This window comes from Psychrobacillus glaciei (assembly GCF_008973485.1).
GTDB classification, from domain to species: Bacteria; Bacillota; Bacilli; order Bacillales_A; family Planococcaceae; genus Psychrobacillus; species Psychrobacillus glaciei.
Genome location: NZ_CP031223.1, coordinates 3,054,929 through 3,081,863 on the forward strand (window position 1 = coordinate 3,054,929; position 26,935 = coordinate 3,081,863).

Annotated in this window: 31 protein-coding genes, 1 other RNA gene and 2 pseudogenes; 5 read left to right on the top strand and 29 right to left on the bottom strand. The window is 34.6% G+C overall.

The features are described from left to right. Positions 1–140 precede the first annotated feature (140 nt). On the top strand, positions 141–263 hold the full coding sequence (locus PB01_RS21660) for a hypothetical protein (RefSeq protein ID WP_264158151.1): 123 nt from the start codon (positions 141–143) through the stop codon (positions 261–263). Positions 264–388: 125 nt separating this feature from the next. Here PB01_RS21660 and PB01_RS21100 read toward each other — a convergent pair whose 3' ends face one another. The 6 genes from PB01_RS21100 to PB01_RS14355 all read right to left on the bottom strand — a co-directional run bounded on the left by PB01_RS21100 (position 389) and on the right by PB01_RS14355 (position 5,131). Further along, positions 389–538 carry a hypothetical protein gene (locus tag PB01_RS21100; protein ID WP_192797365.1) on the bottom strand — a complete coding sequence of 50 codons (150 nt, stop codon included), beginning with the start codon at positions 536–538 and terminating at the stop codon, positions 389–391. Between the two features lie 366 nt (positions 539–904). Next, positions 905–2,278: a M1 family metallopeptidase gene (locus PB01_RS14330; RefSeq protein WP_192797366.1), complete on the bottom strand. Its 1,374-nt coding sequence runs from the start codon at positions 2,276–2,278 to the stop codon at positions 905–907. Positions 2,279–2,522: 244 nt separating this feature from the next. After that, a complete protein-coding gene (locus PB01_RS14335; protein WP_151700826.1) occupies positions 2,523–2,741 on the bottom strand; it encodes a hypothetical protein in 219 nt (72 codons plus the stop codon). Between the two features lie 264 nt (positions 2,742–3,005). Continuing rightward, positions 3,006–3,203, bottom strand: coding sequence for a hypothetical protein (locus PB01_RS14340; protein ID WP_151700827.1), 198 nt, complete (start codon positions 3,201–3,203; stop codon positions 3,006–3,008). A gap of 124 nt (positions 3,204–3,327) precedes the next feature. After that, positions 3,328–3,546, bottom strand: a complete 219-nt coding sequence (locus PB01_RS14345; RefSeq protein ID WP_151700826.1) for a hypothetical protein — start codon at positions 3,544–3,546, stop codon at positions 3,328–3,330. A gap of 901 nt (positions 3,547–4,447) precedes the next feature. After that, positions 4,448–5,131 (bottom strand): toll/interleukin-1 receptor domain-containing protein, encoded by a 684-nt coding sequence (locus PB01_RS14355; RefSeq protein ID WP_151700828.1) that lies wholly within the window; start codon positions 5,129–5,131, stop codon positions 4,448–4,450. Positions 5,132–5,425: 294 nt separating this feature from the next. On the opposite strand from PB01_RS14355, the gene PB01_RS14360 reads away from it, so the two are divergent. Continuing rightward, positions 5,426–6,016, top strand: coding sequence for an ArsR/SmtB family transcription factor (locus tag PB01_RS14360; RefSeq protein WP_151700829.1), 591 nt, complete (start codon positions 5,426–5,428; stop codon positions 6,014–6,016). A 21-nt stretch (positions 6,017–6,037) separates the two neighbouring features. Beyond that, positions 6,038–7,288 carry an MFS transporter gene (locus PB01_RS14365; RefSeq protein WP_151700830.1) on the top strand — a complete coding sequence of 417 codons (1,251 nt, stop codon included), beginning with the start codon at positions 6,038–6,040 and terminating at the stop codon, positions 7,286–7,288. 264 nt (positions 7,289–7,552) lie between these two features. Here PB01_RS14365 and PB01_RS14370 read toward each other — a convergent pair whose 3' ends face one another. From PB01_RS14370 to secG, 8 genes are all read right to left on the bottom strand, one after another. Then, entirely contained in the window at positions 7,553–8,476 is a 924-nt protein-coding gene (locus PB01_RS14370) for a phosphotransferase (protein WP_151700831.1), read from the bottom strand. Positions 8,477–9,291: 815 nt separating this feature from the next. Further along, positions 9,292–10,341, bottom strand: coding sequence for a DUF262 domain-containing protein (locus PB01_RS14375; RefSeq protein WP_151700832.1), 1,050 nt, complete (start codon positions 10,339–10,341; stop codon positions 9,292–9,294). Continuing rightward, positions 10,338–10,928, bottom strand: coding sequence for a hypothetical protein (locus tag PB01_RS14380; protein WP_151700833.1), 591 nt, complete (start codon positions 10,926–10,928; stop codon positions 10,338–10,340). The genes PB01_RS14375 and PB01_RS14380 overlap by 4 nt, the downstream gene beginning before the upstream one ends. A gap of 509 nt (positions 10,929–11,437) precedes the next feature. After that, positions 11,438–11,791, bottom strand: a transfer-messenger RNA (tmRNA) gene (gene ssrA / locus PB01_RS14385). 68 nt (positions 11,792–11,859) lie between these two features. After that, complete coding sequence (smpB, locus tag PB01_RS14390; RefSeq protein WP_151700834.1) at positions 11,860–12,327, bottom strand: SsrA-binding protein SmpB; 468 nt, start codon at positions 12,325–12,327, stop codon at positions 11,860–11,862. Between the two features lie 46 nt (positions 12,328–12,373). Then, complete coding sequence (gene rnr, locus PB01_RS14395; RefSeq protein ID WP_151700835.1) at positions 12,374–14,683, bottom strand: ribonuclease R; 2,310 nt, start codon at positions 14,681–14,683, stop codon at positions 12,374–12,376. Positions 14,684–14,725: 42 nt separating this feature from the next. After that, a complete protein-coding gene (locus PB01_RS14400) occupies positions 14,726–15,472 on the bottom strand; it encodes an alpha/beta hydrolase (protein WP_151700836.1) in 747 nt (248 codons plus the stop codon). A 99-nt stretch (positions 15,473–15,571) separates the two neighbouring features. Next, a complete protein-coding gene (gene secG, locus PB01_RS14405; protein WP_151700837.1) occupies positions 15,572–15,799 on the bottom strand; it encodes a preprotein translocase subunit SecG in 228 nt (75 codons plus the stop codon). Positions 15,800–16,003: 204 nt separating this feature from the next. Here secG and PB01_RS14410 point away from each other — a divergent pair, with 204 nt between their 5' ends. After that, the gene (locus tag PB01_RS14410) at positions 16,004–17,542 is read left to right on the top strand and encodes a hypothetical protein (protein ID WP_151700838.1); all 1,539 of its coding nucleotides are present in this window, start codon (positions 16,004–16,006) and stop codon (positions 17,540–17,542) included. Positions 17,543–17,742: 200 nt separating this feature from the next. Here PB01_RS14410 and PB01_RS21455 read toward each other — a convergent pair. The 14 genes and pseudogenes from PB01_RS21455 to PB01_RS14470 form a co-directional block, all read right to left on the bottom strand. Then, positions 17,743–17,846, bottom strand: a pseudogene (locus PB01_RS21455) (hypothetical protein); the annotation flags it as partial. A gap of 353 nt (positions 17,847–18,199) precedes the next feature. Then, positions 18,200–18,547, bottom strand: a complete 348-nt coding sequence (locus tag PB01_RS14420) for a VOC family protein (protein WP_151700840.1) — start codon at positions 18,545–18,547, stop codon at positions 18,200–18,202. Positions 18,548–18,759: 212 nt separating this feature from the next. Then, positions 18,760–19,329 (bottom strand): hypothetical protein, encoded by a 570-nt coding sequence (locus tag PB01_RS14425; RefSeq protein WP_151700841.1) that lies wholly within the window; start codon positions 19,327–19,329, stop codon positions 18,760–18,762. A 109-nt stretch (positions 19,330–19,438) separates the two neighbouring features. Beyond that, the gene (locus tag PB01_RS14430; protein ID WP_151700842.1) at positions 19,439–19,915 is read right to left on the bottom strand and encodes a hypothetical protein; all 477 of its coding nucleotides are present in this window, start codon (positions 19,913–19,915) and stop codon (positions 19,439–19,441) included. Between the two features lie 56 nt (positions 19,916–19,971). Next, positions 19,972–20,385 (bottom strand): hypothetical protein, encoded by a 414-nt coding sequence (locus PB01_RS14435; RefSeq protein ID WP_151700843.1) that lies wholly within the window; start codon positions 20,383–20,385, stop codon positions 19,972–19,974. 102 nt (positions 20,386–20,487) lie between these two features. Continuing rightward, complete coding sequence (locus PB01_RS14440) at positions 20,488–20,751, bottom strand: hypothetical protein (RefSeq protein ID WP_151700844.1); 264 nt, start codon at positions 20,749–20,751, stop codon at positions 20,488–20,490. Positions 20,752–20,950: 199 nt separating this feature from the next. Continuing rightward, a complete protein-coding gene (locus PB01_RS14445) occupies positions 20,951–21,418 on the bottom strand; it encodes a hypothetical protein (protein WP_151700845.1) in 468 nt (155 codons plus the stop codon). Positions 21,419–21,501: 83 nt separating this feature from the next. Then, the gene (locus PB01_RS21460) at positions 21,502–21,705 is read right to left on the bottom strand and encodes a hypothetical protein (protein ID WP_225986044.1); all 204 of its coding nucleotides are present in this window, start codon (positions 21,703–21,705) and stop codon (positions 21,502–21,504) included. 67 nt (positions 21,706–21,772) lie between these two features. Then, a complete protein-coding gene (locus PB01_RS14450) occupies positions 21,773–22,642 on the bottom strand; it encodes a GNAT family N-acetyltransferase (RefSeq protein ID WP_151700846.1) in 870 nt (289 codons plus the stop codon). 133 nt (positions 22,643–22,775) lie between these two features. Beyond that, a complete protein-coding gene (locus PB01_RS14455; RefSeq protein WP_151700847.1) occupies positions 22,776–23,036 on the bottom strand; it encodes a hypothetical protein in 261 nt (86 codons plus the stop codon). Positions 23,037–23,225: 189 nt separating this feature from the next. Beyond that, positions 23,226–23,648: a hypothetical protein gene (locus PB01_RS14460; RefSeq protein ID WP_151700848.1), complete on the bottom strand. Its 423-nt coding sequence runs from the start codon at positions 23,646–23,648 to the stop codon at positions 23,226–23,228. A 268-nt stretch (positions 23,649–23,916) separates the two neighbouring features. After that, on the bottom strand, positions 23,917–24,279 hold the full coding sequence (locus tag PB01_RS14465) for a cysteine hydrolase family protein (RefSeq protein WP_318837467.1): 363 nt from the start codon (positions 24,277–24,279) through the stop codon (positions 23,917–23,919). Between the two features lie 56 nt (positions 24,280–24,335). Then, the gene (locus PB01_RS21810) at positions 24,336–24,464 is read right to left on the bottom strand and encodes a hypothetical protein (protein ID WP_318837469.1); all 129 of its coding nucleotides are present in this window, start codon (positions 24,462–24,464) and stop codon (positions 24,336–24,338) included. Positions 24,465–24,588: 124 nt separating this feature from the next. Next, on the bottom strand, positions 24,589–25,125 hold the full coding sequence (locus tag PB01_RS14470; RefSeq protein ID WP_151700849.1) for a class I SAM-dependent methyltransferase: 537 nt from the start codon (positions 25,123–25,125) through the stop codon (positions 24,589–24,591). Positions 25,126–25,386: 261 nt separating this feature from the next. On the opposite strand from PB01_RS14470, the gene PB01_RS14475 reads away from it, so the two are divergent. Then, positions 25,387–25,785: a hypothetical protein gene (locus PB01_RS14475; protein WP_151700850.1), complete on the top strand. Its 399-nt coding sequence runs from the start codon at positions 25,387–25,389 to the stop codon at positions 25,783–25,785. Positions 25,786–25,811: 26 nt separating this feature from the next. Here the strand turns inward: PB01_RS14475 and PB01_RS21955 are convergent. Further along, positions 25,812–26,371, bottom strand: a pseudogene (locus PB01_RS21955) (DNA adenine methylase); the annotation flags it as partial. Positions 26,372–26,935 lie beyond the last annotated feature (564 nt).

Genomic DNA, 26,935 nt, shown 5'->3' on the forward strand with positions numbered 1-26,935 from the left:
ACCCCTTCTCTCGTAATTTTTTTAATTGTATTAATAGCTTATTGAACTAACCTGCACCGTTAGTGAAAAATAGCTTATGTCTATAATTCTATTAAGTTGGCAATAATCCTTTTAATAGTACTATTTTAGGGGGAATGGATTTGTTACTGTCAAAAGCATGGGCTTCGTTTGAAGCGGAAAAGCGAATTGAGGGCTTATTAGTCGTTTCATTAAGCGCAACAAGTTTCCTGGAACTTGTTCCGTTCCGTTTTCCCTACAATTAATAAAATCTTGGTCATGATATTCCTCCCCAAATCTTTCTTTCCGGATTCGCTGCTGTTTTTGATGTTTTAATAATTCATCAATTAGAATTTCCGGGATTGGGATTTCTCGTTTCGAATTTTTGGTCTTAAGCATAGTAAAAAAATATCCCTTCTGTGGTTGCCGTCTTGATCATGCAAGTTGGATTTGAGGAAAGCACAGCTGGATTAATTGCAGAAGTATTTTTATCTTCGGTTTGTAATGTAACGGGGACAATGGTTAATTTTTGTTGCGGCATACAAAAACTCCCCCCTTTATTTGATACATGTATCGTACCAAAGAGGTGCTGTAGCTTTGTATGCGTTGTTTGAATGGGGGCTTACCATACAAATGGGATAAAGGGTAAAATAAAGTTATTAAGTTATTTAATAAGGGGGTCTCGCCAACATTAAGCATTTTTTACGGTAAGCAAGTTTTGAAGCGAAAAATAGGCTATTTTTTGCACGCTAAGGAAGTTCCAAATAGGTTTTTCTGACACTTTAATTTTGGAACGCATTTTGGTGCTACTATTTGGGATCAATTTATTCCAAATTGTAGCAGGGCCATAAACGGCCATTGGAACATTCCTTTGTTAAAGTGTTTTCCGATTGAAATACTCTTCTGGCTACTTCACCAATAACCATTCGGCAAAAACTGAATCATCATTTAAACGAAAATAGTGCTCCGTAAATCTTATAAACTCTTTGGAATCTACCTCTTTAAATTGATAGTACTGATAGTAGATTCTTAAAAACTTTTCAGCCTCTTTTAACCCACCTCTCCCTTCAAACAAACTCCATAGCATTACAGAAGATTTTCCGTATATATAGGAACTTTGCTTACCTTCTTCGTACTCATCCAAAGGAAGGTTTACTGGTAATGGATCTAAGTTTTGTATCGCTGCGTACATCGAACTATAAGGTACTTCTTCGTTATTTGTTGAATGAATATATAATTCTGTTGCAAAATCAGCAAAACCTTCATCTAACCATGCATCGTGGTAAGGATCATTGCTGATTATTCCATAAAACCACTGATGAGCAATTTCATGAATAACTGTCTTTTTTAATAATTTAGGTTCTAAGGGTTTATTGTTATAAATGGAGTTTGCGGTAACAATCCCGGGATACTCCATACCTAATCCATCTATCACAATGTCCAGTTGGGAAAATGGGTAAGGGCCAATATTCTTTTGAAAATAACTTAACGCATCTGAAGCCACTTCACTAATTTCCTTGTATAAATCTTCTTTATCTTCGAATCCAAACACTCTTATATTTACATTTTCCTCCTGTTTCTGAATAACCTTTGGGTCTTTGAGGATTGCTATAAAAACCTCTTTAACATTATTTACTTCAAATGATCCCATAGATTTACCCGGATATACATCGTTCTCGCTTGTAGAAGCAAAGGTATAACCTTTAGGGATATCATATGATACTTTAAAATTACTGAATCCATTATGGTATGTTTCTCCCCTGAATCTGTATTCCTCTTTATTCCAATTATGATTCCTATATGTAGCAACCATTGGATAGAATTGAGCTAAATGGTAATTTTCATTGCTTTTAGTAAACCTCAATCCTCCTTCGGGAAGAGTGAATTCGTAGGAAAATTCCACCTTTACTTCATCTCCTGGCCCTATTGACGACTTTAAAGGAACAGTTAGTTTATCTTTATTCAAGGTATATTTCATTGGTATTTTCTCCACAACTACTTTTTTAAATTGAAGTCTTGCCGGAACATCTAATGAATAATTTAATTTTTCCGATGTGGCTTTTGTAAATATATTTGGAATAAAATAAAAAACCAACTCATTCCAAGCATCTTCAGATGTATTCTTAATGTTAATATTTGCATCTACCTCAAACTCTCCCACACTACTCATCTTTAAATTAATATCGTATTTCGTATAATTGCCAGCAGGAACACTCCTTGGAAAAAACGAGGTTCTATCTAATGAAGAAGTAACCTTCCCTTTACTTGTACCTTTATCCATTTCACACCCCGTTAAAAAATAGCATGTCAATAATATCACGGAAATTAGAAAATATAGATACTTGTACACTTTCACCACCCCAACTTTCATTCCACATTTTGTATTTAAGATATAAAGGGTTGTATGTTTGGAATAAGCGACTGCCATTCCGCTCCCCCTGTTCTCTTATTGCTTCTTAAACTAACCTGCTGCGTTAGTTCAATAAGAAAATGGTGCTTAACCCCTAATTAAAGTAAAGCACCCGTTAGTGAAAATAACTATATATTATTACGATAAATCCCAACGTGAAGAAAATACCTCTTATTATAAGGGAACGTCTTACATATGCCTCATCTACTTTAGGTTCCTCAGTATATGCAGGTTGAAACCACAAACGAATAGCCTTAGTTGGATTTATATATTGCCAAATCGAAATAGCATAGAATGCAATCACAACGATAAAAAATAAAATTGTTTTAAACATATAATTCCCTCCCGCCCCGTTACTTTAATACGTTTGAAACGAATAAAGGTTCCATTTTTAAGTAAATATTCCATTTGTAATTATCGAAAATGTATTTTGCTTGTTCAACTAAACTGCGTCTTTAGTTGAATAAGAACCTTAAATACTAACCTACATTTATTAGAGAATAGAAAGCGATAATACCCAAATTACAATTAATTTTCTTATTTCTTCCTGAAGAAATAAATCGGAACCCAAAAAATGGTGTTAGTATTTTCAATTCACTTACTTTTTTAATTTCTTCTCTTTAATAAATAACTGAATAGATGTAATTATTGCTATAACTGAGATTGCAATAGCATATATTACTGTTTGTGTGAGTCGGGAATCATATTGAAAGTTTCTATATTTCATACCGTTATATGTCCATATATGAACAGTTAACAGAAAAATAGGTACTAAAAGTAGAATATACTTAAACATAAGAAACACCCCCCTCTAACTTATTAATTTCTCCGTCCCATTTAATTTTCCCTTCTTAAACTAAACTGCAGCGTTAGTTCAATAAGAAAATGGTGCTTAACCCCTAATTAAAGTAAAGCACCCGTTAGTGAAAATAACTATATATTATTACGATAAATCCCAACGTGAAGAAAATACCTCTTATTATAAGGGAACGTCTTACATATGCCTCATCTACTTTAGGTTCCTCAGTATATGCAGGTTGAAACCACAAACGAATAGCCTTAGTTGGATTTATATATTGCCAAATCGAAATAGCATAGAATGCAATCACAACGATAAAAAATAAAATTGTTTTAAACATATAATTCCCTCCCGCCCCGTTACTTTAATACGTTTGAAACGAATTAAGGTTCCATTTTTAAGCAAATATTCCATTTTTAATTATCGAAAATGTATTTTGCTTGTTCAACTAAACTGCAGCGTTAGTAAAAAAGGCTTTACTCCTTATTGAAGTAAAGCACCCGTTAGTTTAAAAGTGGAAAAATATTTATTGAAAGTCAATAATAATCAATGGAAACACAAAAATAACGGGTAATATAAAGACCAAAAATAGCCCTGTAAACAAGAAGGTTATAAATCTTTTTCTATCTAAACCAATCCTTAATTCCCAAAGTCCCAAACATATTGAATACAAACCCAACAACATACTAATCATTGGTAATATTACCATATAGATACCCATTTCATTTCTCCCTTTAATAATATCGTTTTTATATGTATCTCATTGGACTGACATAATCCCTTTACTTTAATACGTTTGGCATAAATAGAAGTTCCAATATTAAGTAAATTATCCATTTGATATTAACAAAAATCCAGTTCTGCTTATTCAACTAACCTGCGCCGTTAGTTGAATATTCGGATACCGAAACTTTTAACTATTATTGTACCTCAATTGAAAAAACTACGCTCTAGCATTTTTTTAAACAGTTCGTAAAAGTACACTTACACAGACTAAAAGGGAGAGAAGATGCAGTAGTATTCGCATCTTCTCTCCTTCTGTCTTCAATAAACTTCTGATAAGTACTGATATGTAAACCAATACCCTCTTATTGTCATCTTTGATTTGGAATAAATGTTGTTTAGTGAAATAAATTAGTTTGCTTTTAATGATAACAAGCCGAATTATTCCGTTCGAAATGCGGCTATTCCAAAAATTAGTGGTTTACTTTTATTTACAAACTCGTGTAAATAAACAGAGCTTAAAGGGCAACGAGTTCTGCGAGCTTGGCCGCGACATCTGCCATTGATTCTTCCTCTGTATCCAGACCACTTCGCGATGCGAGCAGGGGACTGACATCACGGAGAGCTTCATAAGTTGTCTCGTGTACAATCGGAATGAGGCGATCGCTAGCGAGTAGTGCCGAAAGTTCTTTGTCGGCGACGCCTCCTTTTGGGAGACGTTTTAGCATTGCAGGAGTCACCAGCACAAGCCCGACTCGTGAGTTTGCCAAACCCCTGTCTATTGCACGAAGTAACGGCGCCCCGAGATCAACGTCCTTCTCGCTGAACCAGACGGAGACGTCATTAGACTCAAGCAGATCGTGCAGCTCCTTCGCAGCTCCTTTACGGTCGTCCCACGCGTGGCAGAGGAAGACATCCCGAAGGTCTCGCTCTGCCAAATCTTCGACTTTATCACGGACTGGTGTGAGTGCTTTAACTTCTTGAGGTGTGTAAAATACAGACGAACCTGCTTTTGACCATCGTGGCTGTTTATTCCGGGTGGAAGCTCTGCTACTACTTCCGCTCCCCCCACTTCTAGCGGGCGGGGAATACGACGGAGCTGAGTATGAACTGTAGCCACGATAACCTCCACCGCATGCCGGGCAGTCGGCTGCGGCACCCGCTGTTCGATGTCCCCTTACTGGAGCCGTACATCTAGCCATGCCTTATCCCCCCCTAATTGAATGAGTATTGCTGACCCATTTATAATATCCATTTCAATTCCCTCCTTAGTTTTCGCTTAATTGCAATTTTTCGCTCAATCTCATCTATTGTATCAAATAAAATAAGGAAGCGTCGTATTATTCTCATTATGCAAACCTCTCCCATTTTTGAATAACTTTTTAAAAACAAGATTAGTTGTTTTATAAAGGTTTTTAGAAAAGTTGCACTTTTAAATCGTCTATGTATATAATCAAGTTAATAAAAGTTAACCGGTTAAGGAAGAGGTTTTACAAATGGAACAACAATCGATTTTTATTCTGGAAACGTACGAGCAATTGAAAGTCATTAGTGATCCGCTGCGCACCAAAATGCTCATTCATCTGGTGGAACAGCCTCATACTGGACAGATGCTCGCCCAAGAACTCAACCTTTCGCGAGCTAAAGTTCTCTATCATCTTCGAGAATTAGAGAAGTATGGAATCATTCAACTGGTCAGAAAAGAAGAGCGTCGAGGAAATATCCTGAAATTCTATCAGGCGGTCGCCAGAGGGTTTATTCCGGCCGACCATCTGCTCACGTATGTGGAATCCAAGGAAGCCACACGCCAGTCGTATCTGGAAGTCATCGACCGAGCGAAAACCCGAGTGTTGACGGCTCCGGATGAATCATTCGAACTGCATTCCTCTAACGTGGAAGAATGGAACAACCTGTCGCTTCAAACCGAATTTACTGTGAGTCAGAAAAAATTTGTGGAATTCACCCAAAAATACCGCGAACTTTTGGAGACGTTGAAAGAAGAGGACAATGATCCCGACATACAACATTACTACTTGATGACCACGGCTTTCCAGATCGAAGAGTTACTGTTTAAGAAAGAAAAGTAGGCTTGTGAGAGAAGGGATCTCATGGCAATCGATCAAGTAACAGAAGTACCTGTACAGGAAAAATTGGTTCTGAGTTTGTTCAGCAATCGTTCGTTTATTTTCCTTTGGCTTTCCAGTACCGCATCTTTTTTGGCCTTATCGACGTACCTGTTTGCTGAACAGTGGTACATCATCACCGTTTTGGAAAAAGAGAGTCTGCTGGGAATCGTCATGATGGCGACCATGGTGCCACGGGTCTTGTTCATGACGCTTGGCGGTGTCTGGGCCGACCGGTTCCGTCGGTCGCGCATCATGCTAATCTCCAGTTTCGTACGCTGCCTGTTGGTGCTGGGCATGATTTTACTGCTGCAGCTCAGCTTGCTGGAACTGTGGCCACTTATTCTTTTTGCCTTATGTTTTGGAATCGTTGATGCGTTCTTTTCACCGACAAATACGTCGCTCCTGCCATCGGTCGTGGCGAAAGAGGCGCTTCCTCGGTCGAATTCCTTCATTCAAAGTTCCAATCAAATTGCCCTTTTTTCCGGTCCGATGTTAGGCGGGTGGGTGCTTTCTTTCGGGTCGTTTAGCTTGTTATTCGGAGTAATTGCTGGATTCTTACTGCTAACGTTTCTGTTCTCTTCGCTCATCAAAGAAGAAAAAAGGCCAGTAATTGCTGACCGATCCTCCACGAAATCAGAGCTGAAGGAAGGATTTTCGTATGTATGGGGAATGCCCTTCCTAAAAAACATGTTGGTGATTTTAATCTTCATCAACTTCTTCTTTTTCGGTCCGCTACTGATGGGAATTCCCTTGCTGGTGGATAGTGTCCTTAAAGGGGAAGTGCAGGATTTAAGTTTCCTGCAAAGTTCGTATCAAGGCGGGATGCTGGCGGGAGCTATTCTGGTAGGCATTCTGAATCTACGGAAAAAACGGGGATTAACCATGCTTGTGATGATTGGCGTTTTAGGCGTCTGCTTAACCTTCCTGGGGCAAATTGGTTTCCTATGGCAAGGAATTCTATTACTTTCGCTCATGGGCATTCTTTCTTCTTTTATCAATGTCACACTGATTTCAACGATCCAGGCACAATCCGACCCAAATAAAATCGGACGTGTCATGAGCTTGGTCAATGCCTCTTCGAATGGGCTGGTTCCCTTGTCCTATGCGTTTGTGTCGCTGGCACTCGTGATGCAGTTCACAATATCGGATGTGATGTTGCTGTGCGGTATGCTGATTCTTGTAATCGCCACTATCTATCTCCTGCGTTCTAAAATCATCAAAAATGTGGATTAGAAAGAAACGGGAACGACATTTTTTCTGATGTATGCAACTCATACCGAAAAGGAAGAAGGTATTTATCTATGTACCCTCTTCCTTTTCTGCATTTATGAGTTTATGAATTTATGAATTTATGAATTTATGAATTTATGAATTTATGAATTTCATAATTTTAGTGCTTCCGATAAGTCATGATATGTAAACTAAGATTCAAATATTTTTTGCTAGTCTATCCTTTATATCTCAGGTTCCAATAGAGAATAGACGATAAAATCCTTCTTAGAAGCTGACCTCTTTTAATGCTATATGCAATGAGTCAAGGCAATCCTCTTTTAATGTATGGTCGTTTTGCTCATTGGAATATAAAAGAAGAAGAAGAGTTGTATATATAGCCTTAAAATTAGCTGCCTTTTTTTCTTCAATTTGGACATCCCCATATACATCAAAAAAGATTTTTCTTCCTTCAGGAGGCAGAAAACTATACACAATCGATAAATCAATTGCCGGATGACCAATATGAGTATCTCCCCAATCAATAACAGCGGAAACCTTTCCTTCCTCATCAACAAGCATATTCCTAATATGTAAGTCTCCGTGAACAAGGGTTTGTCTTTGATCCGTTGACAAACTTTTAACGGAAGTAAGAAATTCCTGTAAAAGTTGATACATATCTTTCTGGATTAAATTCTTTTCGAATGCTTCTTCCAGAAGTTTTTTAAACATTGGCCTCCTTTTATTCAAATCAATACGTCCAATCTGATCAAAAGGGACTTGTAGCTCTTTCGTTTCATTAAGTGGAAAATTATGCAACACTCTTAAAAAACGAGCTAAAGGTATTGCTGATTTCATTCGTTGTTCTTCCGATAATCTTTTAGGTGTTTCCCCAGGCAAACTTTTATATCCTCCATACGTCCATGGATTTTCCCCTTCTAGCACTCCTTGGTAAATAGGATAGGGTATCGGGATAGGAAGCAATGACGATAGGACAGGTAAAAGCTTATTTTCTGTTTGAATTAGTTCCGCTGCAAATTCCCGACGAGGAAAGCGAAACACAAACTTGTTATTTACAAGAAAAACTAAATTATCAAATCCTTTGCCTAATACAACTGCTTTGACTGGCTTTAATTGAGGGAATTGTCTTTCAATAATTTTCGCTGCCCCCTGTTCAGATACAACTTTATCCGCAGACCAAATCTGACTCATATAACTGCACCCTCTTCTTTCAATGCTACTATTTTATCAAGACAGTTCTTTATTTCTAATTTTAGCATTACTAAAGTTTATGAGACAGCTAATCTACTATATTGCTTTTCACTTGAGGAGGAGAAAACCGTTCGTAAAAGTACACTTTTACGAACTGGTTTAAATTACTCATATTTAACTGTTTCTATAGTTTGTATTACTATAAAATTACTTTATGAACGTTCACATCTTCTTACATACTTTTACGAACTCTTTTGGAAAAAAATGTGATTTACATGTGGGCTATGCTCTACAAGTAATGCTTTATGGGGCGTATTTATGTAATATAAGTGTTTATTATTGGCCACTTGTGGTCCACTTTCATTGATGAAACTCATTCGAATTCAAAACAGCAGGGAGAAGAAATTGATGTGGCTTTGCAAAATAAAACACTTTTTGTCTCGAGGCTTCTATTACCCAGAAACGTTGAGAAAAAAAGACGACCTTTTATAATTTAGCAGGGAGTACAAAAATCATTATATTAATATAGAAGGTACTCATGTTGGTTAAGGTGAAATGAATCTCGTACCTGCTTTTCTATTGCTCAACGACGTCCTAATCTCACTTTTAATGTCTTGTTTAGATCTAAATATATCAGATAATTATTAATATAAAAAATGTCTCTGGAAAGCTCCAAAGACATTAGTGAAATTAAAGTTCTCTTGTAATACCTATATTTATTCGGAAATTAAGGTAGAATTTTTTAAAATATACTGGTTAACTTTTTAATGTGATCCCCAGTATACAGAAATCAGTTTTTTCTGTTCTATTAAAAGTTATACTTCTAATATAAAGTTTTTCAGTATATTTACCCTTTTAATCCTATTACTTTTTCTCTTAGTGCCTTCTAATGAGAGATGTAAGTATTCTTCGATACTGCTTTCTTCAGTAGGTTTTAAATCACTATTTAATTCACCTACTATTTTTTTCGAGAATATGTTTAATCTATTGATAATCTCCTCAGAAAAATCTATATCATTTTGTAAGAAGTAATCTGTTACAATTATTAGGGCATACAAATGTGTAACTTTTTTCATATACCTTAATATATCGCTAAAATCGCTTAATTTTTCTAATGTATTTATAATCTCCTCAAACCGAATAAAATCTTCTTCTTTCTTTGGATAATCATCATTGAACATTGCATAAGCCTTGTTGATGGTTTCCTGATTTAAGTCGTTTTCTATTCCAAACCTAAAGTAAACTAATATTTGACTAATAAACTCAATATCATACATTCTTCTTATACGAGAAGGGGAGAATATCTTTTTCCAAAATTCCATCTCTGAGACCCTCTCAGCTAATTTAACAAATTCTCCATTAAACTCTGCATTTCTTAATTCCTGTGGATTTAAAGATTTATCTGTTGCATTTAATCTTAAAAACAATTCAACTATATCTTCTCTATTTACATCTGATCCTATAACTCTTGATGAGAAAGGGTAACTCCATATAATAGCCTTTTCAGTAGGAGATAATTCACTAAAATTCTTATCTACAAATGAATATTCACTGCTTTTCAGATATCTTGCTTGTAATGAAAATTCATCATTTATAAAATCAAAAATGGCTCCAATACGTTGTTGACCGTCAATAATACTCGTGACGGCATCTCCATTGTCTGGATTTATTAACTTTTCATGTAAATAAATTTCTGGAATTGAGAAACCCAATAATATAGTTTCAATTAGTTTAATTTGATCTTTGAGTGACCATACATAATTCCTCTGATATGAATTATCTACAATTAGCGTCCCATTTCTTCTAGAATCAATTAACCATTTTGTTGATTTTTTTTCATTTTGCATTCTATCAATGATTCTCATAGTTCATTTCTCTCCTTACACTCTTTGATAGAATTTTTATAATAATATGAGACTGCATCCCACGATTCAAAAATTCTATAATTAATATCATTAATTAATTCATACTTTAATTGAATGGTAGCCTCAAACTCACCTGTTTCTTCAATCCACCTCTTATAACTCTCATTTTTTACTGAAAAACCATCAAAAATAATAAATTTCTTGAAAATTGAACTTGCGACTTTTTTATGAAATTGATATTTAAATCTACCACTATAGAATTCTTCTAAGTACTGCTGTCTAAAATGAGAATAATGAGTGGGGCTTACTACTGCTATATCTATATCTGATTCTTCTGTAAAGTCTCTCAATCCATTTGCAGGATTTAAACTAAATCCAATCTTACCACTCCCAAAAATAGAAACATTATTTTTATGTACGCCTAATAAAGTAGCAACATCACTTTTAAAATTATCATACTTATTAATTGCTTCTAAAGTAGTGTTAGGACTAAAACAATAAGCATTATTCCCTAATAAATCATCTTGGTAAATATCATCAATATTTTTGCTTAGAATATTTTTCTTCTCTTCCATTGTTAAAGTCATTAATATTCTCCTAATTATATTCTTACCATAATTTCCCTTGGCCATTCGTAAGTTCCTAATTATCTTAATTTTACCTTATTAATCATGAATGAGATATGTTTATAGAACGGACCTCCTAATTTAATTAATCTAATGGAACATTTTAAATAGCCCCACTGAGCGAGGCTACGATTAGTTAACTATTATCATTTGTCTCTCAACACTAGTCCAATACAAATTGAGTAATTGACATCAAGCACAACACATTCCAATCCTTAATTTAGTACATATATATCATGATACGGTTTGACTCTCATTTTATCTCATCTGCTATAGGAACTATTGCAAATTTTATTTTTTATTAGATAAATAATCTATTAATGCTTGCCAATATGGCAAAGATATAATTAAAGTCGTTATCGAAAAAATCAAGCATAAAATTTCCTAAAATAAAATAAAGCATAAAGTTTCCAAAAGGAAATTTTATGCTTTACGTCACAAGGGTTTTGGCACTCAGTGAAATTCATTAAATATGGAGACGGCGGGATTTGAACCCGCGTCCAGAAACTCTAACACTTAAGCTTCTACGCGTGTATCTTGCCTATTTAGGATTCGCGTAGCACTATGCCGACAAGCGGGCGTCATGTACGCTAACTTGGAAATCTCTTGGTGACAGCTCAAGTGGCACTGCCAACCGTATCCCACTAAAGTTGAGCTTTACCTAGCCACATGGGCGATGGATAGATAAAGCAGATCCGAGCTTACGCTGCGAATGCTAAGTTGTTGTTTGTTTTGCCTGTTGTTATAAGTTCCGTTTTTACGGAGCCGAGCCTCCGACGCGCAACTCAAGCTCAGACTATCCCTGTCGAATCCATAACGTCCCCGTTTATGGAATATAAGCTTTGTTACATATTCACTATACATCAAATATGGTCAAAATTCAAGTGAAACGTTATTGATTGCGCTCTTTGAATGCTCTATCCATATCACGTTTTGCTTCTTTTTTCTTTAACACGTCTCGTTTGTCGTATTCTTTCTTCCCTTTTCCGACTCCGATTAATACTTTTGCAAAGCCATTTTTTAAATACATTTTTAGCGGAACGATGGTGTAGCCATCTCGTTTTGTTTCTCCGATTAATGTACTAATCTGCTTTTTATGTAAAAGTAGTTTGCGTGATCGTAAAGGGTCGTGGTTGAAGCGATTTCCTTGTTCATATGGACTAATATGCATATTGGAGATCCATGCTTCATTGTTCCGAATTCGGATGAATGCATCTTTTAACTGTACCTTAGCATTTCGAATCGATTTGATTTCCGTACCTTGTAGTACAATACCTGCTTCAATCGTCTCTTCGATAAAGTAGTCATGGTTTGCTTTTTTGTTTTGTGCAAGCACTTTATCCTCAGGCTTTTTTGCCATCTCATTCACCTCTCAAAAGCTGGAGAGGAGCGACTTAATCGCTCCTTTATTTTTTCTTCGGTCGTTTACGTCGTTGTGATTTTTTCGCAACCGTTTCGTAAAATTTCTTTTTCTGATTGACTCCTGTTTTCGGACCTGGTTGAGAAGCTCCTTTTTTAGCAGGAGTTCTATCTTTTTTCTGCGCGTGAATTACTTTTGGTGCTTCTTTTCTAGTACGGTGGAATGCTTTTTTCATGCCGACGATTTCAAAGTCAACTGCAGATTCTTCTACTTTCACATCTGCTACTCGAATCGTCACTTCATCACCGATTCGGAATTGCTTCCCTGAACGCTCACCGATCATCATCAATTGACGGTCATCGAAACGGTAATAATCATCGGTCATATTCGTTACGTGCACAAGACCTTCTATTGTATTCGGAAGCTCGATGAACATACCAAAGTTTGTAATAGAACTAATAATACCTTCGAACTCTTCGCCGATTTTATCCGCCATATATTGTGCTTTTTTCAGTGAATCTGTATCACGTTCTGCATCTACTGCACGTCTTTCGCGTTTCGACGTATGTTCTGCAATATCATCGATAATCGCACCCCAATGACTAATCGTTGTTTGCGATACATCTCCATTTACTAAATACGTACGAATTAATCGATGAACGATTAAATCGGGATAACGTCGAATTGGTGAAGTAAAATGCGTATAATATTCTGTTGATAAACCAAAATGTCCTAAGCAATCAGCATGATATTTCGCTTGTTGTAACGATCTTAAAAGCATTGTAGAAATTACCGGTTCTTCTGGCATGCCTTCAATGGACTCAATAATTTCTTGTAATGCTTTCGGGTGAATATCATTTCCTGTCCCTTTTACAACAAGCCCAAAGTTTGTTAAAAATCCGAAAAAGCGTTGCAGTTTTTCCGGTTTAGGATCTTCATGGATTCGGTAAATAAATGGGACATCCATCCATTTGAAATGTTCCGCTACTGTTTCATTGGCAGCTAACATAAACTCTTCAATTAGACGTTCTGCAACCGTACGTTCCCGTATCGCAACATCCGTTGGCCAACCATCTTCATCAACAATTATTTTTGCTTCTGGAAAATCAAAATCGATTGCTCCACGATTTTTTCGCTTTTCTCTTAATACAGCTGCTAACTCAGCCATTGTTTCAAACATTGGCACAAGCGGCTCATATCGTTCCATTAATGCAGCATCTTTTTCTTCTAAAATTTTGTATACATCCGTATAAGTCATTCTTTCTGTTGTTCGAATAACACTTTGGAAAATCTCATGCGATGTCACCATACCAGAACCATCAATGATCATTTCACATGACAATGTTAATCGATCCACATGTGGGTTTAACGAACAAATCCCATTGGATAAACGATGTGGAATCATTGGAATAACTCGGTCTGCTAAATATACACTTGTTCCGCGGTCATATGCTTCACGGTCAAGTGGTGACCCTTCTGTTACATAATGACTTACGTCCGCAATATGTACACCAAGCTTAAATGTACCATCCGGGAATTTAGTCACGGTAACCGCATCATCTAAGTCTTTTGCATCGGCACCATCAATCGTTACAATTACTTCTTCACGTAAATCTCTACGATTATCCAAGTCTTTTTCGTCAATTGCATCTGGTACTGATTCCGCTTGATCGATTACTTCCTTTGGAAAATCAATCGTAATACCATGTTTATAAATAATCGATAATATATCGACACCAGGATCATTTTTATGGCCAAGAATTTGCTTGACAATCCCTGTTGCAGATTTTCTTTCATTTGGCCAATCCGTAATTTCTACAACTACTTTATGCCCTTCAATCGCTCCAAGCGTATCCCCTTTTGCAATAAATACATCCATTGGAACTTTCTTATCATCTGGAATAACAAATCCGAATCCTTTATTGTCTTGGAAAGTTCCAACAACTTGAGTGATTCCTCTTTGTGTAATTTTAATAATCGAACCTTCTCTTCGGTCACCGCTAGATTCAAGTGAAACACGAACAAGCACTTTGTCTCCATTTACTGCTCCATTCACTTCAGTTGGTGGAATGAAAATATCATCCATTCCCTCTTCTTCTGGTGCAACAAACCCGAAGCCTTTTGCATGACCGATAAACTTCCCAACTATTAAGTTCATACGCGATGGTATACCATATCGGTTTGATCTCGAACGGACAACTAGCCCTTTTTCTTCCATTTGAACTAGTGTTTTTACTAACTCTTTAAATTCCTCCGAATGTGTAAGCCCAAAATGATTCTCGATTTCTTTCATCATTAGCGGTTTATATTCTTCAGAGCGCATTAATTCAAGTAACGTTTCTTTCATATTTTCCATAGTTCATCCCTCCTTTTTCAGCGTGTGCACATTTGGTTTGTTTTACACATTCCAATCAAGCGACTCTAAAAAGTTTAATATATCTTCATGTAATTGCTCTTTTTCCGAACCAAGCGTGATGACATGGCCTGAATTTTCATACCAATTTAGTTTTTTATCGATGGATTCCGCTTCTTCATAAATGATATTTGCGGAATTTATATCAATAACGACATCCTTCTTACCTTGTGTAACAAGGAGTGGTGCGTAAATATGATCGACATGATCTTTCACATTGTAAACAAACTCTCTTAGCTCTGACAACGTTTCCATTGGTGTTTGACGAATTGCTTCTACTTCTTCTTCGATTTGCTCTTCTGTTTTTCCTTCATACTTCTTATATTCTCTTGCATATTTTAATACACCTTCAAACATAATGTCCGTTGTTTTCATGGACATTGGAGAACACATGGTCACAATTCCTTTCACAGGAACTGTATACCCTAATTTCAATGAAAATATGCCACCAAGAGAAAGACCAGCTACAGCGATCTCTTCATAGCCCGTAGCCTTTAAATGATCATATGCTTTCATCACATCTTGCCACCAATCAGTTGGACCAGTTTCAAGTAGCTCTTCAGGTGGTACTCCATGTCCTTTATAATGTGGCGCTAATGATGTGTATCCATTCTTCTCTAAGAAGCGTCCGAGCATTCGAACATCAGACGAATTGCCTGTAAATCCATGGAGAAGTAATACTGCACGTTTCCCTGCTTCAAAGAAAAAAGGTTTTGGCGTTGAAATTCGCATGGATAAATCCCTCCAATCTAAAAGCTAGAAATAAATTATGTACTAATTAAAAGAAAACGCCTAACCAATCAGAAGTCGGTCAGGCGGTTCGAATCTGTTTTAAAGTTTAGTTACAGCAATAGTTAGAATGAAAAACAAGACAGCAAGTACTATCGTCACTCTATGTAATACAAGGTCCATACCTCGAGCTTTTTGTTTTCCAAAAAGTTGTTCAGCTCCACCAGAGATGGCTCCCGAAAGACCAGCACTTTTCCCCGATTGTAACAATACAACTACGATTAATGCGAGCGAAACGATGACAAGTAAAGTTAATAAAAACGCATGCATTTATTCCACCTCCTGATAAGAACGTTCACAACAACTTTAATTTTACCAAAAACAACTAGAAGTTACAACAGTCTATCAATAATATAATGCTTTTCAATAAACATAATATTATTTCCGAGTTTACGAACTATCAAACTATTAGTAATGTTGTAATTATACATGATTTGAAAATATCTAAATTCTTACAGAAAAGAAGTGTAATTTGTGAAAAATAAACTGTTCTTACTAAGTGGCATCATTCTATGTGGCATCATTGGGGTTCTCTATTGGTTTACTCTTCAGAATCAAATACAACTTCCGTCCGATCATTGGAGTCGCTCTTATCAAACGAATGCAGATGATGGTAACTATTCCAAACTTCAAAGTGTAGCAGAAGGAAACGGCTATACAATCAGCTTACTCGATTTCAAAAAGTTAGTTGTTTTATCTTGTGATGATGAGATGGAATGTAAAAAGAATCGCACGATTGACTTATTGAATGCATACAAAAATAGTTGGAGCAATGAAACAGACTCCTATTTTATAAGAGAGAATGCGCTCATTCATGTTAATGTTTCATCTGGTGAAACATTAATTGCTCCAAACGTTGTAAATTTTTCTATGACGGAAAATACGCTTGTCTATTGGACGGAAGATAATCGTGTTGTCGTTTTAGATAACCCTTTTTCCTCTGTAAAACAGCAATTTACACTGAATGACCCTGTATCCGATGTAAAAGTATTAGAAGACCAAATTTTCGTTGTAACAGAAAATAAAAAAGAAGAACGTTTTACGATATATCATTTATCAAATGAGCCAACCATGCTTTTTCAGTTCAGTATAAGTTCTCGGGAAATTCTTTCGTCCATGCAAATTGCCCAACTAAAGGATAATAACTTTTTACTATTTTTAGATAAAAAAATTCTTGCTGGTGGTTCAAGCACAAAGAATATTGAAACAGCAGTTTTCGGCCTAACAACAGGTCAATCACCCGATTTCAACAGCTTAACATTTGTTGAAAGCCAGACTGGTATAAACCTAAAAGACGTTCAATCTCCAGTTTTATTCCAAGGTAAACAAGGACCCATGGTTACATTTACATCGACCTACAATGATACATTCGGTGAAATGGTTACAAAAGTTTTTGTTGGGAATTTTTCAGGTAACCTCATTCAAGCTAGTTCCGCTACTAAATCTGGAGATAGGTATGACCGTTCTATTTTATTAAATGACCAAACAGTTGCCTATCTAAAAATGAAAGGAAAAGAACGTTTTCTTGAATATTCATCGTCTGATGAAGTGAAAAAGAAAGAAAGTAATACAATATTGGCGGGAGATTATAAAGCAGCAGCCTACACATTGATTGGAAAGATTTTTAATGGCTTTATACTTATTCTATTTTCATTTACCTGGATAATAATTACCTTTTTAATAACGTATGGTCTTGTTTTCCTTTTACAAAAAATAAGATTTACTTATGCTCATCGAACTGCCTTTATCATCCATATTATTGCTTTATATAGTGTCCAAACGATTTTCTTATTTCGCTTTACTTCTTTTGAAAGGTGGGTACGAAATATTCCATTTGTCACGGAGAATTGGTATTTCGCTCTATTGTTATTAGTTTGTATTATCCTTTCAACTATCCCTTTGTACATTCTTCGTTATAAGGTGTCTGAGGATAATTTTAATCTTTGTGTAGTTTATACAACCTTTATGAATCTAGGGGTACTGTTTTTCTTAGTTGGACCTTTTATCTTCTAATACGAAAATAGGTTAATTACACATTTTCAGCGCCATTAAATTAGGTTTTACTCCTCAATTTTGAAGGGAAATTTGGTTTAGTTGGAAAAACGGAGGCTTTAGTTGGAATAACCACTTTTTTGGAATTTGCACTAACTTTCTATTCCACATCCATTCAAAAAAACTACTTAACGATTCACTCATTAAGTAGCTTTTTATCATTATTTTAAGTTGTAGAACATTTTTTCCCACAGTATTGAGCAGTACCATTTAACTGATCCTCAATACGAAGTAACTGATTGTATTTCGCTACACGAACCGTTTTTTTTTCGTAATCTTGCGGCTCATGTTTGTCTGTCGCCCTTTTGAAATTTGTAAAGACGCGGTGCATTAGATTTGGTTAATGAGAGAATTAATCCTCTCCTATTTTTTCTCTGTTTACCCATGCTATATTATTTAACAAAGGAAAGTACCAGAAGCATTACGGGTTCAGTTGGCGTGGAGAAAAATGCCAATAACAAAGTAAATTTCATACTAACCAGTATATTTTTCAAAAGCAAATCCGCAATATAAATGACAAGCAAAAACGCTCACGAATATGAGCGTTTTTTGATGTAATATTTTACTATCTTTCTTGAACGAAAGCAGGTTAGCTTAATAGCAAATGATGACAACCCGCTATTTCTCCCAAAGCTCAATCAGCCGCCCTTCAGGATCTTTAATCCAAACAAACTTTCCATACTCACTAATCTCTTCTTTCTTTTCAAGAGGTACACCAATATGTTCAAGATGCTTAATAGTCTCGTTTAGATCATGTACTTGGAAATTTAACATCACTTGTTGTTCTGCAGGAAAATAACTGTCATTCTCGGTAAAGAAAGAAAAGATAGTCTCATTTCCTAATTCCGGTTTAATCACAGTCCCATTCCAACTTTCTAGATCCATCTTCAACACTTCACTGTACCATTTTTTTATAACATCAAGATCCTTAGTTCTCCAAAATATTCCTCCGACACCTTTTATCATCGTATTTAACTCCTGTCTCTTTATAATTTTTTTGTTTTTCGATTTAATGTTAAGTTCCTTCTTCAACTATAGAGCAGTTTGCTCAATAAGGAAAAAGTTTTACCCCTTATTGAGGTAACGCCTCCGTTAATGAAATAAGAAGATTTACCTTGTTATGTTTATAAACAAACAATTAAACTGTTTTTTATAGGATTTTACAATTTCACTATTGATTAATTTTTCACGTAGTTGTAAAGATAAAAACCCCGATATTCTACATAAAAACCATCTTTTATTAAATCATAATTTTTCGGTTCAATAGCAAATCCAAATGCTGAATTGGGACCTCGCCCACTTTGACCTACATCAATTTCCTCACCATTTTTATTAAATAGATAGAAATCGTTATGAGAACCTCCAGAAGTGAAAGTTCCATCCTCATTAAAAATGCCATTGTACATAAAAGTTCCATTTTTATAATTTAAATTGTATGTGGTGTCGAAAGAGAAATATATATCATCTCCCCTATTCCAAACTTGAACAAGGATAATGTTTGTGTTATGTTTCTCGGCAAGTTTAATATCAAAACTTTGTTTTCTATTGTTATTATATGGTATCCATTCAGGCTTTATATATAACTCTACCATTTCTTTATTTTCCATCTGGTTAAGTGTATATCCCTTTCGTGCCGTTACATTTTTTAAAATGCCTTCATTTGAATATTTTCCATTATAAAATAAATATCCCAATAAAAGAAAACTCCCAAGAATAATTATTCCTGAAAAAACCTTTCTCCTTTTCATTCTGCAACTCCTTTCCTAGTCTATAGGTAATGTTTAAGTTGCTTATTAAACTCAACACTATTCAACTAACCTGGGGCTTTTCCTACTTTAACTAACGCCCTCCGTTACTTTACTTAACTAGTATCAAATAGTAGTATTTTGCATCTTGTAATGAACTAATTAAATTCAATGATTCTTTGAAGGCAATATATATTGCAATACCTGCTAAAATAGTTATAATTATTCCGCCATCTTTAAGCACTTTTCTATTTTTCTTATACAGGATAAGTGTTGTGATAATAACAATTAAAAAGTATGATACCGATACAATTAGTTTTACTAATGCCAATTTACTATCATTTACAGCATTCATAAAGTTTACTAAATCCTCCTGATTGGCAGCACTCTCTTCGATAATAGATATATTTCCTATGTACCCAACCTTCCAAGAAAATTTATTCTGTTCTTTTTTTACGGTGTACTCATAACCCAAAGTTTTTCCATCACCAATAATCCCTGAATATTCCCGAGTATCTTCTTCACCATGGGAGCAAGCAGATAAGATTAAGGTTAAACAAAATAGCATTAGCAGAATATATTTTTTCATTTTAACTCCCTCCTATCTCCTGTCTGCTAAATCCTCCGTTAGCTTTATATCATTTCTCATGTCGCATTAATAAAAAATTTTCCCTTTGTAGCTTTAATTTCAAAGAAATATTTTTCATCATTCTTTAGCCAATCCAATTTCGCACTATTTCCAGGCGATACCTGAAATTCATCAACTACTAAATCTCCATTTACATCTTTCACCCTTAGAAGTATATAACTTCCACTGTTTGCGTGAATAGTGATTTCCTTATCCCAGAAAATGCTATCGAATGTCAGGTCATTTTTGTCGTTAAAACTTATTCTTTCCCACTCTTCCATGCTATCTGCTGAATCTACAACAGCTGTAACCATCGGAAAGAATATTTGATGCACAGAACCTACATTTTGAACAACTAAATAACAAGAAATTGTGACTAATGCCAATGCAAGTGCAATTATAGAAGATAATATCGTTATTCTAGATTTCATAAAATAAACACCCCCATTCATACTAATCTCCTCTTTATTTCAACAAGGAAGGTTATAACACCTTCTTGTACTAAAGCACCACGTTACTTGAAGAAGAAATAACTAGAAATATAAGAAATATGAAAGAGAAATAAACAAAATTAAAAATACAATAAAACTAATCCAAGTCAATTTTTTACTTATTCCTGCTCTTTTTTCTAAGTAATTGATATATCCATTCATTAATATAAAACCAAAAAGTATAAATGCGTTCCCTATATTATCATTTTCTTTAACCAGATACCTCATTGCAGCTAAAGCAACGAGTATGGCTCCGATTGTACCCAAAATCATATTGAAATACAGAGTTTGTTTATTTTCTTTCAAAACCATCCCTCCCTCTAATGATAATTTACCTATTATCCTATTCAATCGCTGAACTTTTCTGCGGCGTTACTTGAAGAAGAAAGGAGCATTATCGTTGTTCCAGTTAGTGTAAGTACATTGTTTCACAATCTTTAAATTACCAACCATTTTTACAAACCAACAACTCTTTGCACTCCATCAACATTTCATTATTCTTCTTTCATACATTATATTTCTGTCCATTTTTCTTTAAAAAGAAAGAACAAAACCCTGAAAAACATAAACAAGCTACAAACGTCCAAAAGTTAAAAAATATAGAATTTGAGAAAGGATTTAAATAACCGATTTCATATTCAAAATATGGATTGATTTTATTTCGAAATACAATAATTTGAATTGTTGAAAAGGAAAAAAGAATAACAAATAAACTTGCATAACCTGTTTGAAAAAGATTTCTTTTTACTTTGAAATATTTGTGTAACTTTTCAAATACAAACATCATCGAAAAGAAAAAATAAAGAATAATTAAAAACGGAAAAAAGACAAACATCAATCCAGGATTCCCGTTCCCTCCAATAAAATGATCTCCATTAGGGTCAAATGATGCAGTAAACATATTTGTAAGTACAAATCCAGCTATCGTAATAAGTCCCGAAACAAAAACACTTATCCAAAATAAAATTCGCATTTAAACCTCCTGCTATTTTCTTTATTCAACTAAACTGCGGCGTTACTTGAAGAAGAAAAGAGCATTATCTTCGTTCCAATAATTCACTCCGTTAGCTTAAGAAGAATTTTTTTCTTCTTTCTTCTGTTACCTTTTGTAAAAAAACGCCATAGATAAAAAATAGTCCAAAACACTAATAAAGCAAAATACTGATAATTTAGTTCTCCATAATATATAAGAATGAATCCTATAATTAACGTTGGTACAGCCAAATAAACCCGCATTCTGTCTTTCTTGTTTTGAAACATATAATTCCCCCCCGTTAATAACTTTCTTCACCTAATCTCCGTTAGTTGAATTAGAATTTAATTATTCCTACCCAAAAACTTGGGCAGCAATAGCGAATAGTTCTTTATTTCTTAATGGCATATGAACAGAGTTTTTTATCATGATGGGAGGTTCACTAACTTTTACAAATCCACTTTTCTCCAAGAATAACATTAGCTCGTTATTACTGGATGGCACATCAATCCTTAACTTTCCTTGATGATTAAGAGCTAACCCCTCGATAATTAATGCTGCTATTTGGGGATTTGGTGCAACAATAGGTCCTAATATTAGATTTATTGGTCCTAATATGGATAATCCATATCCAATAATCTTCCCTTTTTGATTTCTAACAACTAAAAATTGTTTTGATTGAAGTATCCGGTTAAGAAGAAATGTTCTTCTCATATCACCAAATGCAACAGAATCTAATTCTACAATTTCATTAAAATCATTCTCACTGTATTTCTCTAAGGTAATTTCTAGATTAATTAACATTTTAGACTGAATATAACTATCACTAAAATACTTATGTACATAGTCCACAGTAATAAAACCCATGTTTTCATATAGGGGTTTCCCATCATCAGTTGAAATTAACATTATTGAGGTATCTTTAGAAACACTGTCTATACATTTCTGAGTTACCTTTTTTCCTAAACCTAAACCTCTGTATTCTTTATTAACAATAACCATACCAATTGAAGCTAAATCAGAATCATAAGGTATAATTGCCGCACTCGAGACAATTTTCCCCACAGCATTTTTATGCCCGAATATTTTGCCGGATGACATAACAGTTCTAATTTCATTATCATCGTAATCCCAGCCAACTGATGCAGAATGTTCTATTAAACCCAAGACATCATATTGATCAAATTCCACTAATTCTAGTACTCTTTTATTATCTGTATGCATTAGAAATCCCCCTACGTTATTTCTCTTACCGCCTAGAATACTTTAATATATTCCTTTTTCAACTAACCCCTTAAGTATAAGAAGAAAAATGTGCTCAAATTACAAATGAATGATCTTTCACTATAGCTCTCCGTTAGTTTAAAATACCAATGAAAAATGGAATGAAAATTAAACCTAATACTATCCATACACTAAGTTGACTATCAATACGTTTATCAAAAAATTTAAAACTTCCTTCAAACTTCTTGGAAAAATAACTAAGAGAAAACCAAACTAGGCCAAATATCAAAAATTTAATCCATCTATTATCATTTATCTCATACTCGATAAAATAATAATAAATACCAAACGCAAAAAAAGCCGTAAATAATTGTATCAAGCTGAATATCTTCATTTTTTTCCTCCTAGAAAATAAAAAAATCCCAATACTAACTATTCGTCATACTTCTTAATAAACCTTTTTCTTCAAGTAACACACCTTTAGTTCAAAAAGAAAAAAGGCTTTACTCCTTCTTGAAGTAAAACCCTCCGTTAGTGAAGAAGAAAGCTTTTCTATTCCAAGTAATACAATTTCAATTAACCTTTATTTACTTACCATTTCAGCGGGGGTTACTGCTTCATTTTGAAAATATGTTGTTATTATTTTAGTAATAGACCAGTTTGTTCTATAGGGTTCTGGATTCATTTTAACAGTAATAACCTTATGTCCTCTGCCAAAATTCGCATATGAAGTTAGTAAGTCATATGCAATTGTGTACTGTACCTCTGTATCACTAATGTTATTTACTTTCACAAAGTGAACGTTAGCAACCCACGGGCTTGATTGTCCAGTGACCCAACCGTTTTCTTCGAACTGCTTCCGTGTAAGTTTTTGAAGAGATGGCGAAAGCACTGCATATTGAACAGCACCACTTCGGTTTTCCATGCCTAATATCCATAGTTCTACAGCTTGTTTGGGAGTTCTAGGTTGCAATCCATATATAAATGAATTTAATTGACTTTCCAATGTATCCAGTCACCTTTCGAACATACTTTTCTAATAAGGTATGTTTCGCATGAATTCCAAGTTCAGATATTTTTACCCCGTAGTCAACATTTTGCAAGTTTTGTTCTCTAAGCAAATTACAACAAAAAAGCCGAATTCCTGTTTGTTAAGGAATCGACTATTTTTTATTTATTGGTGTACCAGTAAAATCTTCCATTAACACAAAAAGGAAGCTAGCTTTAATTAGCCGGTTTAGTGGAATTATATTAATATAGTTTACTCCAATCTTCTAGAATAAAACATTTTTGCTTGTTTTATAATGATCAACGTATTCCTCTAAATCCAATACTTCAATAACATTAGACCTTTGCAAAACTGTCCCCACGAAATCCTTTACATCCAATCCCTTCATTTCATATGTAGCTTCGTCATTAACAGTTCCTGTAGCATCCTCAATAAATGTGACTTGATATCCCCTATCGTAGTCTGCTATTGCAGTAAATTGGCAACAAAACTCAGTGCTAAATCCTGTTATAAATAGATGATCCACACCCAGTTGCTTTAGCTTTTCACTAAGATCTGTCTGAAAGAATGCTCTTGGTTTCTTCTTTTCAATTACAATATCTGCATATTCTTTGATAGAAGGATGCAATTCTGAGCTTGGTAATTCTTTATAAAAAGGGCTAATTTCTTCATCATCTATATTTCTTATAATATTACGGGTTCTTCGTTTACTTTGAAGTCTTGAATTATATTTTCTATAATGCTCAGTTCTCGCTGGAAATCTTTAAATTCCACAATTGCATTTTGTACATCAATTACTAATAGTGCTTTCATATCTTCACCACCTGTTTAATTTATTCCTTGCATATAATTAATTCGATATTAACACCTAATTCCCTGTTTGTTTCACTAAGGAGAGCGTTAATTGAATTAGAAAGTATATACTTCAAATTTAATATTACAAAAATTCACAAATACATACCTCCGTTTTGTAATGAAAAGTGACTTTTCCATCTTGTTGATAATGAAAAAACAAATTTCGAAGTTCTTGAATAAATTCCTCATAATTACTATCTAATATTGATGGTGTATAAGATAAAGACAATGCACCACCAATAAAACCTTCTTCCGTTACCGAATGCCAATAATCATAGTATTCTATCGTATAATCTTGTCCGAAAAAGTGCATTTTTTCTTTATGCGGGTCAAAGTCGGATATCCCAGCTGTAGTTTTAACTTTATACTTATGGACAGTATTTATATATTCTTTTGCAAAATCACTATCTGTTTGCATATCGATATTTGGTTCAACTGCCAAAACATTACAACCTAATCTACATAACAAATGAGTAAGTAACCCTGTCCCTGCACCAATATCCGCAATTGTAGATTGTTTTTCAATTCCCAATTCTTTAATTATATTTACCACTTCTTCTGGATAAGTCGGTCTACCAATAACATATTCTTTTGTTTTGTTATCAAATTCATTCTTCATATTAATTCTCCTATCTTCCCTCGATTGATAAGAAGTTTATTCAACTAAATATGTAGTTCAATAACAATAAAGGTCGTCTCCTAACCAACCTTATTCTTCTACTGCGCTATATGGTCGATGTGTTCACTAAATAATTTCTTTCCACTCCCTCCAACAAATAAAAAGTACATAGAATATTAAGGTGTAGACAATCATACATTTAATCACAGTTGTTGTTTGTAATAGATAGCAAAGAAAAAGTATTACAAAGGGAGAATAGCTATGAGCAATGAATTTTTCTTACTGGCACCAACAGCTTTTCAGGCGTTTAAAGTAGGAGAGTCGAATCCGAAAAAAGCAAAGCGAATTGTTTATGGACAAGCTACATCAGACGCAAATGGTATAGCTACACTTTATTTTACAGTCAATGGATTAGCTAATGGAAATCCCTTATTAACAACTATTGACTATGCAGTATCAAGCGTTTATTCTACTAATTCTTCGATAAATGCAAGACCGAGAGTACAAATGCGAGAGAAGAATGTTGCTGCGAAATATGTCTCTGCTAATGTTACAAATATTAGTGGTGTAACAGTTCTAGGAATTAGTGTATTAGGTTCAGAAAATCCAGTGAGTGGAATACTTGTAGATTTTATGATTTTAGGTAGCTTTGATAGTTAAGAGAAAGCGACAAAGAGTTTGAAAGACTACTGCTTATTTCTAAACACTGCTGCTACAGGATTAATCCAAAGAACTTCTTGCCTCTTTACGCCAGCTTCTGCTGTAACATTTAACGTTTCTCTTCGCCAGTGCTTCAATCTATCGTCGTATACTTTGTGTGCATATCCAGATAAAAGAACAGGTCCTCGATAAGCTTCTAATACATCAAGCAACTCAATATGATCCTCTATTGTCATTTCATGTTTGTAATGACGTTTAGTTCGAGTTTCGATAATGTAAGCTGGATCTGTATAAGCAAGTACATCATCCCTTTTGTACCTTTCCAACAGCTTTATTGCCGGTTGATGTTCAATTTGAGTCTCTTTCATTCGTTTAGTCACCATCAAAATATTTCCATCCTGTTCTATCGGAAGTCTTAGCGCCAATAGCCTGCCAACGTCTAATTAAAAAATTTTCTAGCATCTTCAATTTCATCTCCTATTTCAAAATCTTAAGAAGCATAATATTATTCTCTTGAAAATGGAGTCCATTCATTTAGTGCAGCCAACTTTTCAGGGTAATCACGAATGACTTTAAAAAGATTGACAAATGTTTTAACTCTTTATTGAACTGCGGTGTTAGTTCAAGCTGAACTTTTCGCAATATTTAGATTTACTTTAACATAAAATTTCAAATCTTCCTCAAAAAATAAGTCTAGTATATCTAAATCACAACAGTTTTAACATTTGTTTAACCACTCCTCATAAATTTATGGTGTCTTCAATTTGTGTGCGCATTGATGTGTTTATTAGTTTGTTAAATCAACCAAAGCATTGATATAACAACAAAAAAAAAAGACAACAATTCATATGCGAATTGTGTCTCCGATTAGGTAGTTATTTAATGTTTTCTCCCCATAAACCAAACCCGTTACCGGAAGCATATTGTCTTTCTTTTTGCACTGTTGATTGGAGCACCCTCAAGCAGCGGAAATCAACCTGTTCATGGTATAAAAACTTATACACTTTTCTAATCCGTAAGAAATACCAGGCATAAAACATCTGCTACGTTTACTTAAACTAATTCTATCCTCTTAGCGATAGCTGGGCTATATCTTCTATTTAGGTACCATTCACTTAATGGATTGTAGTGTAAAGGTGGCAACTCCGGA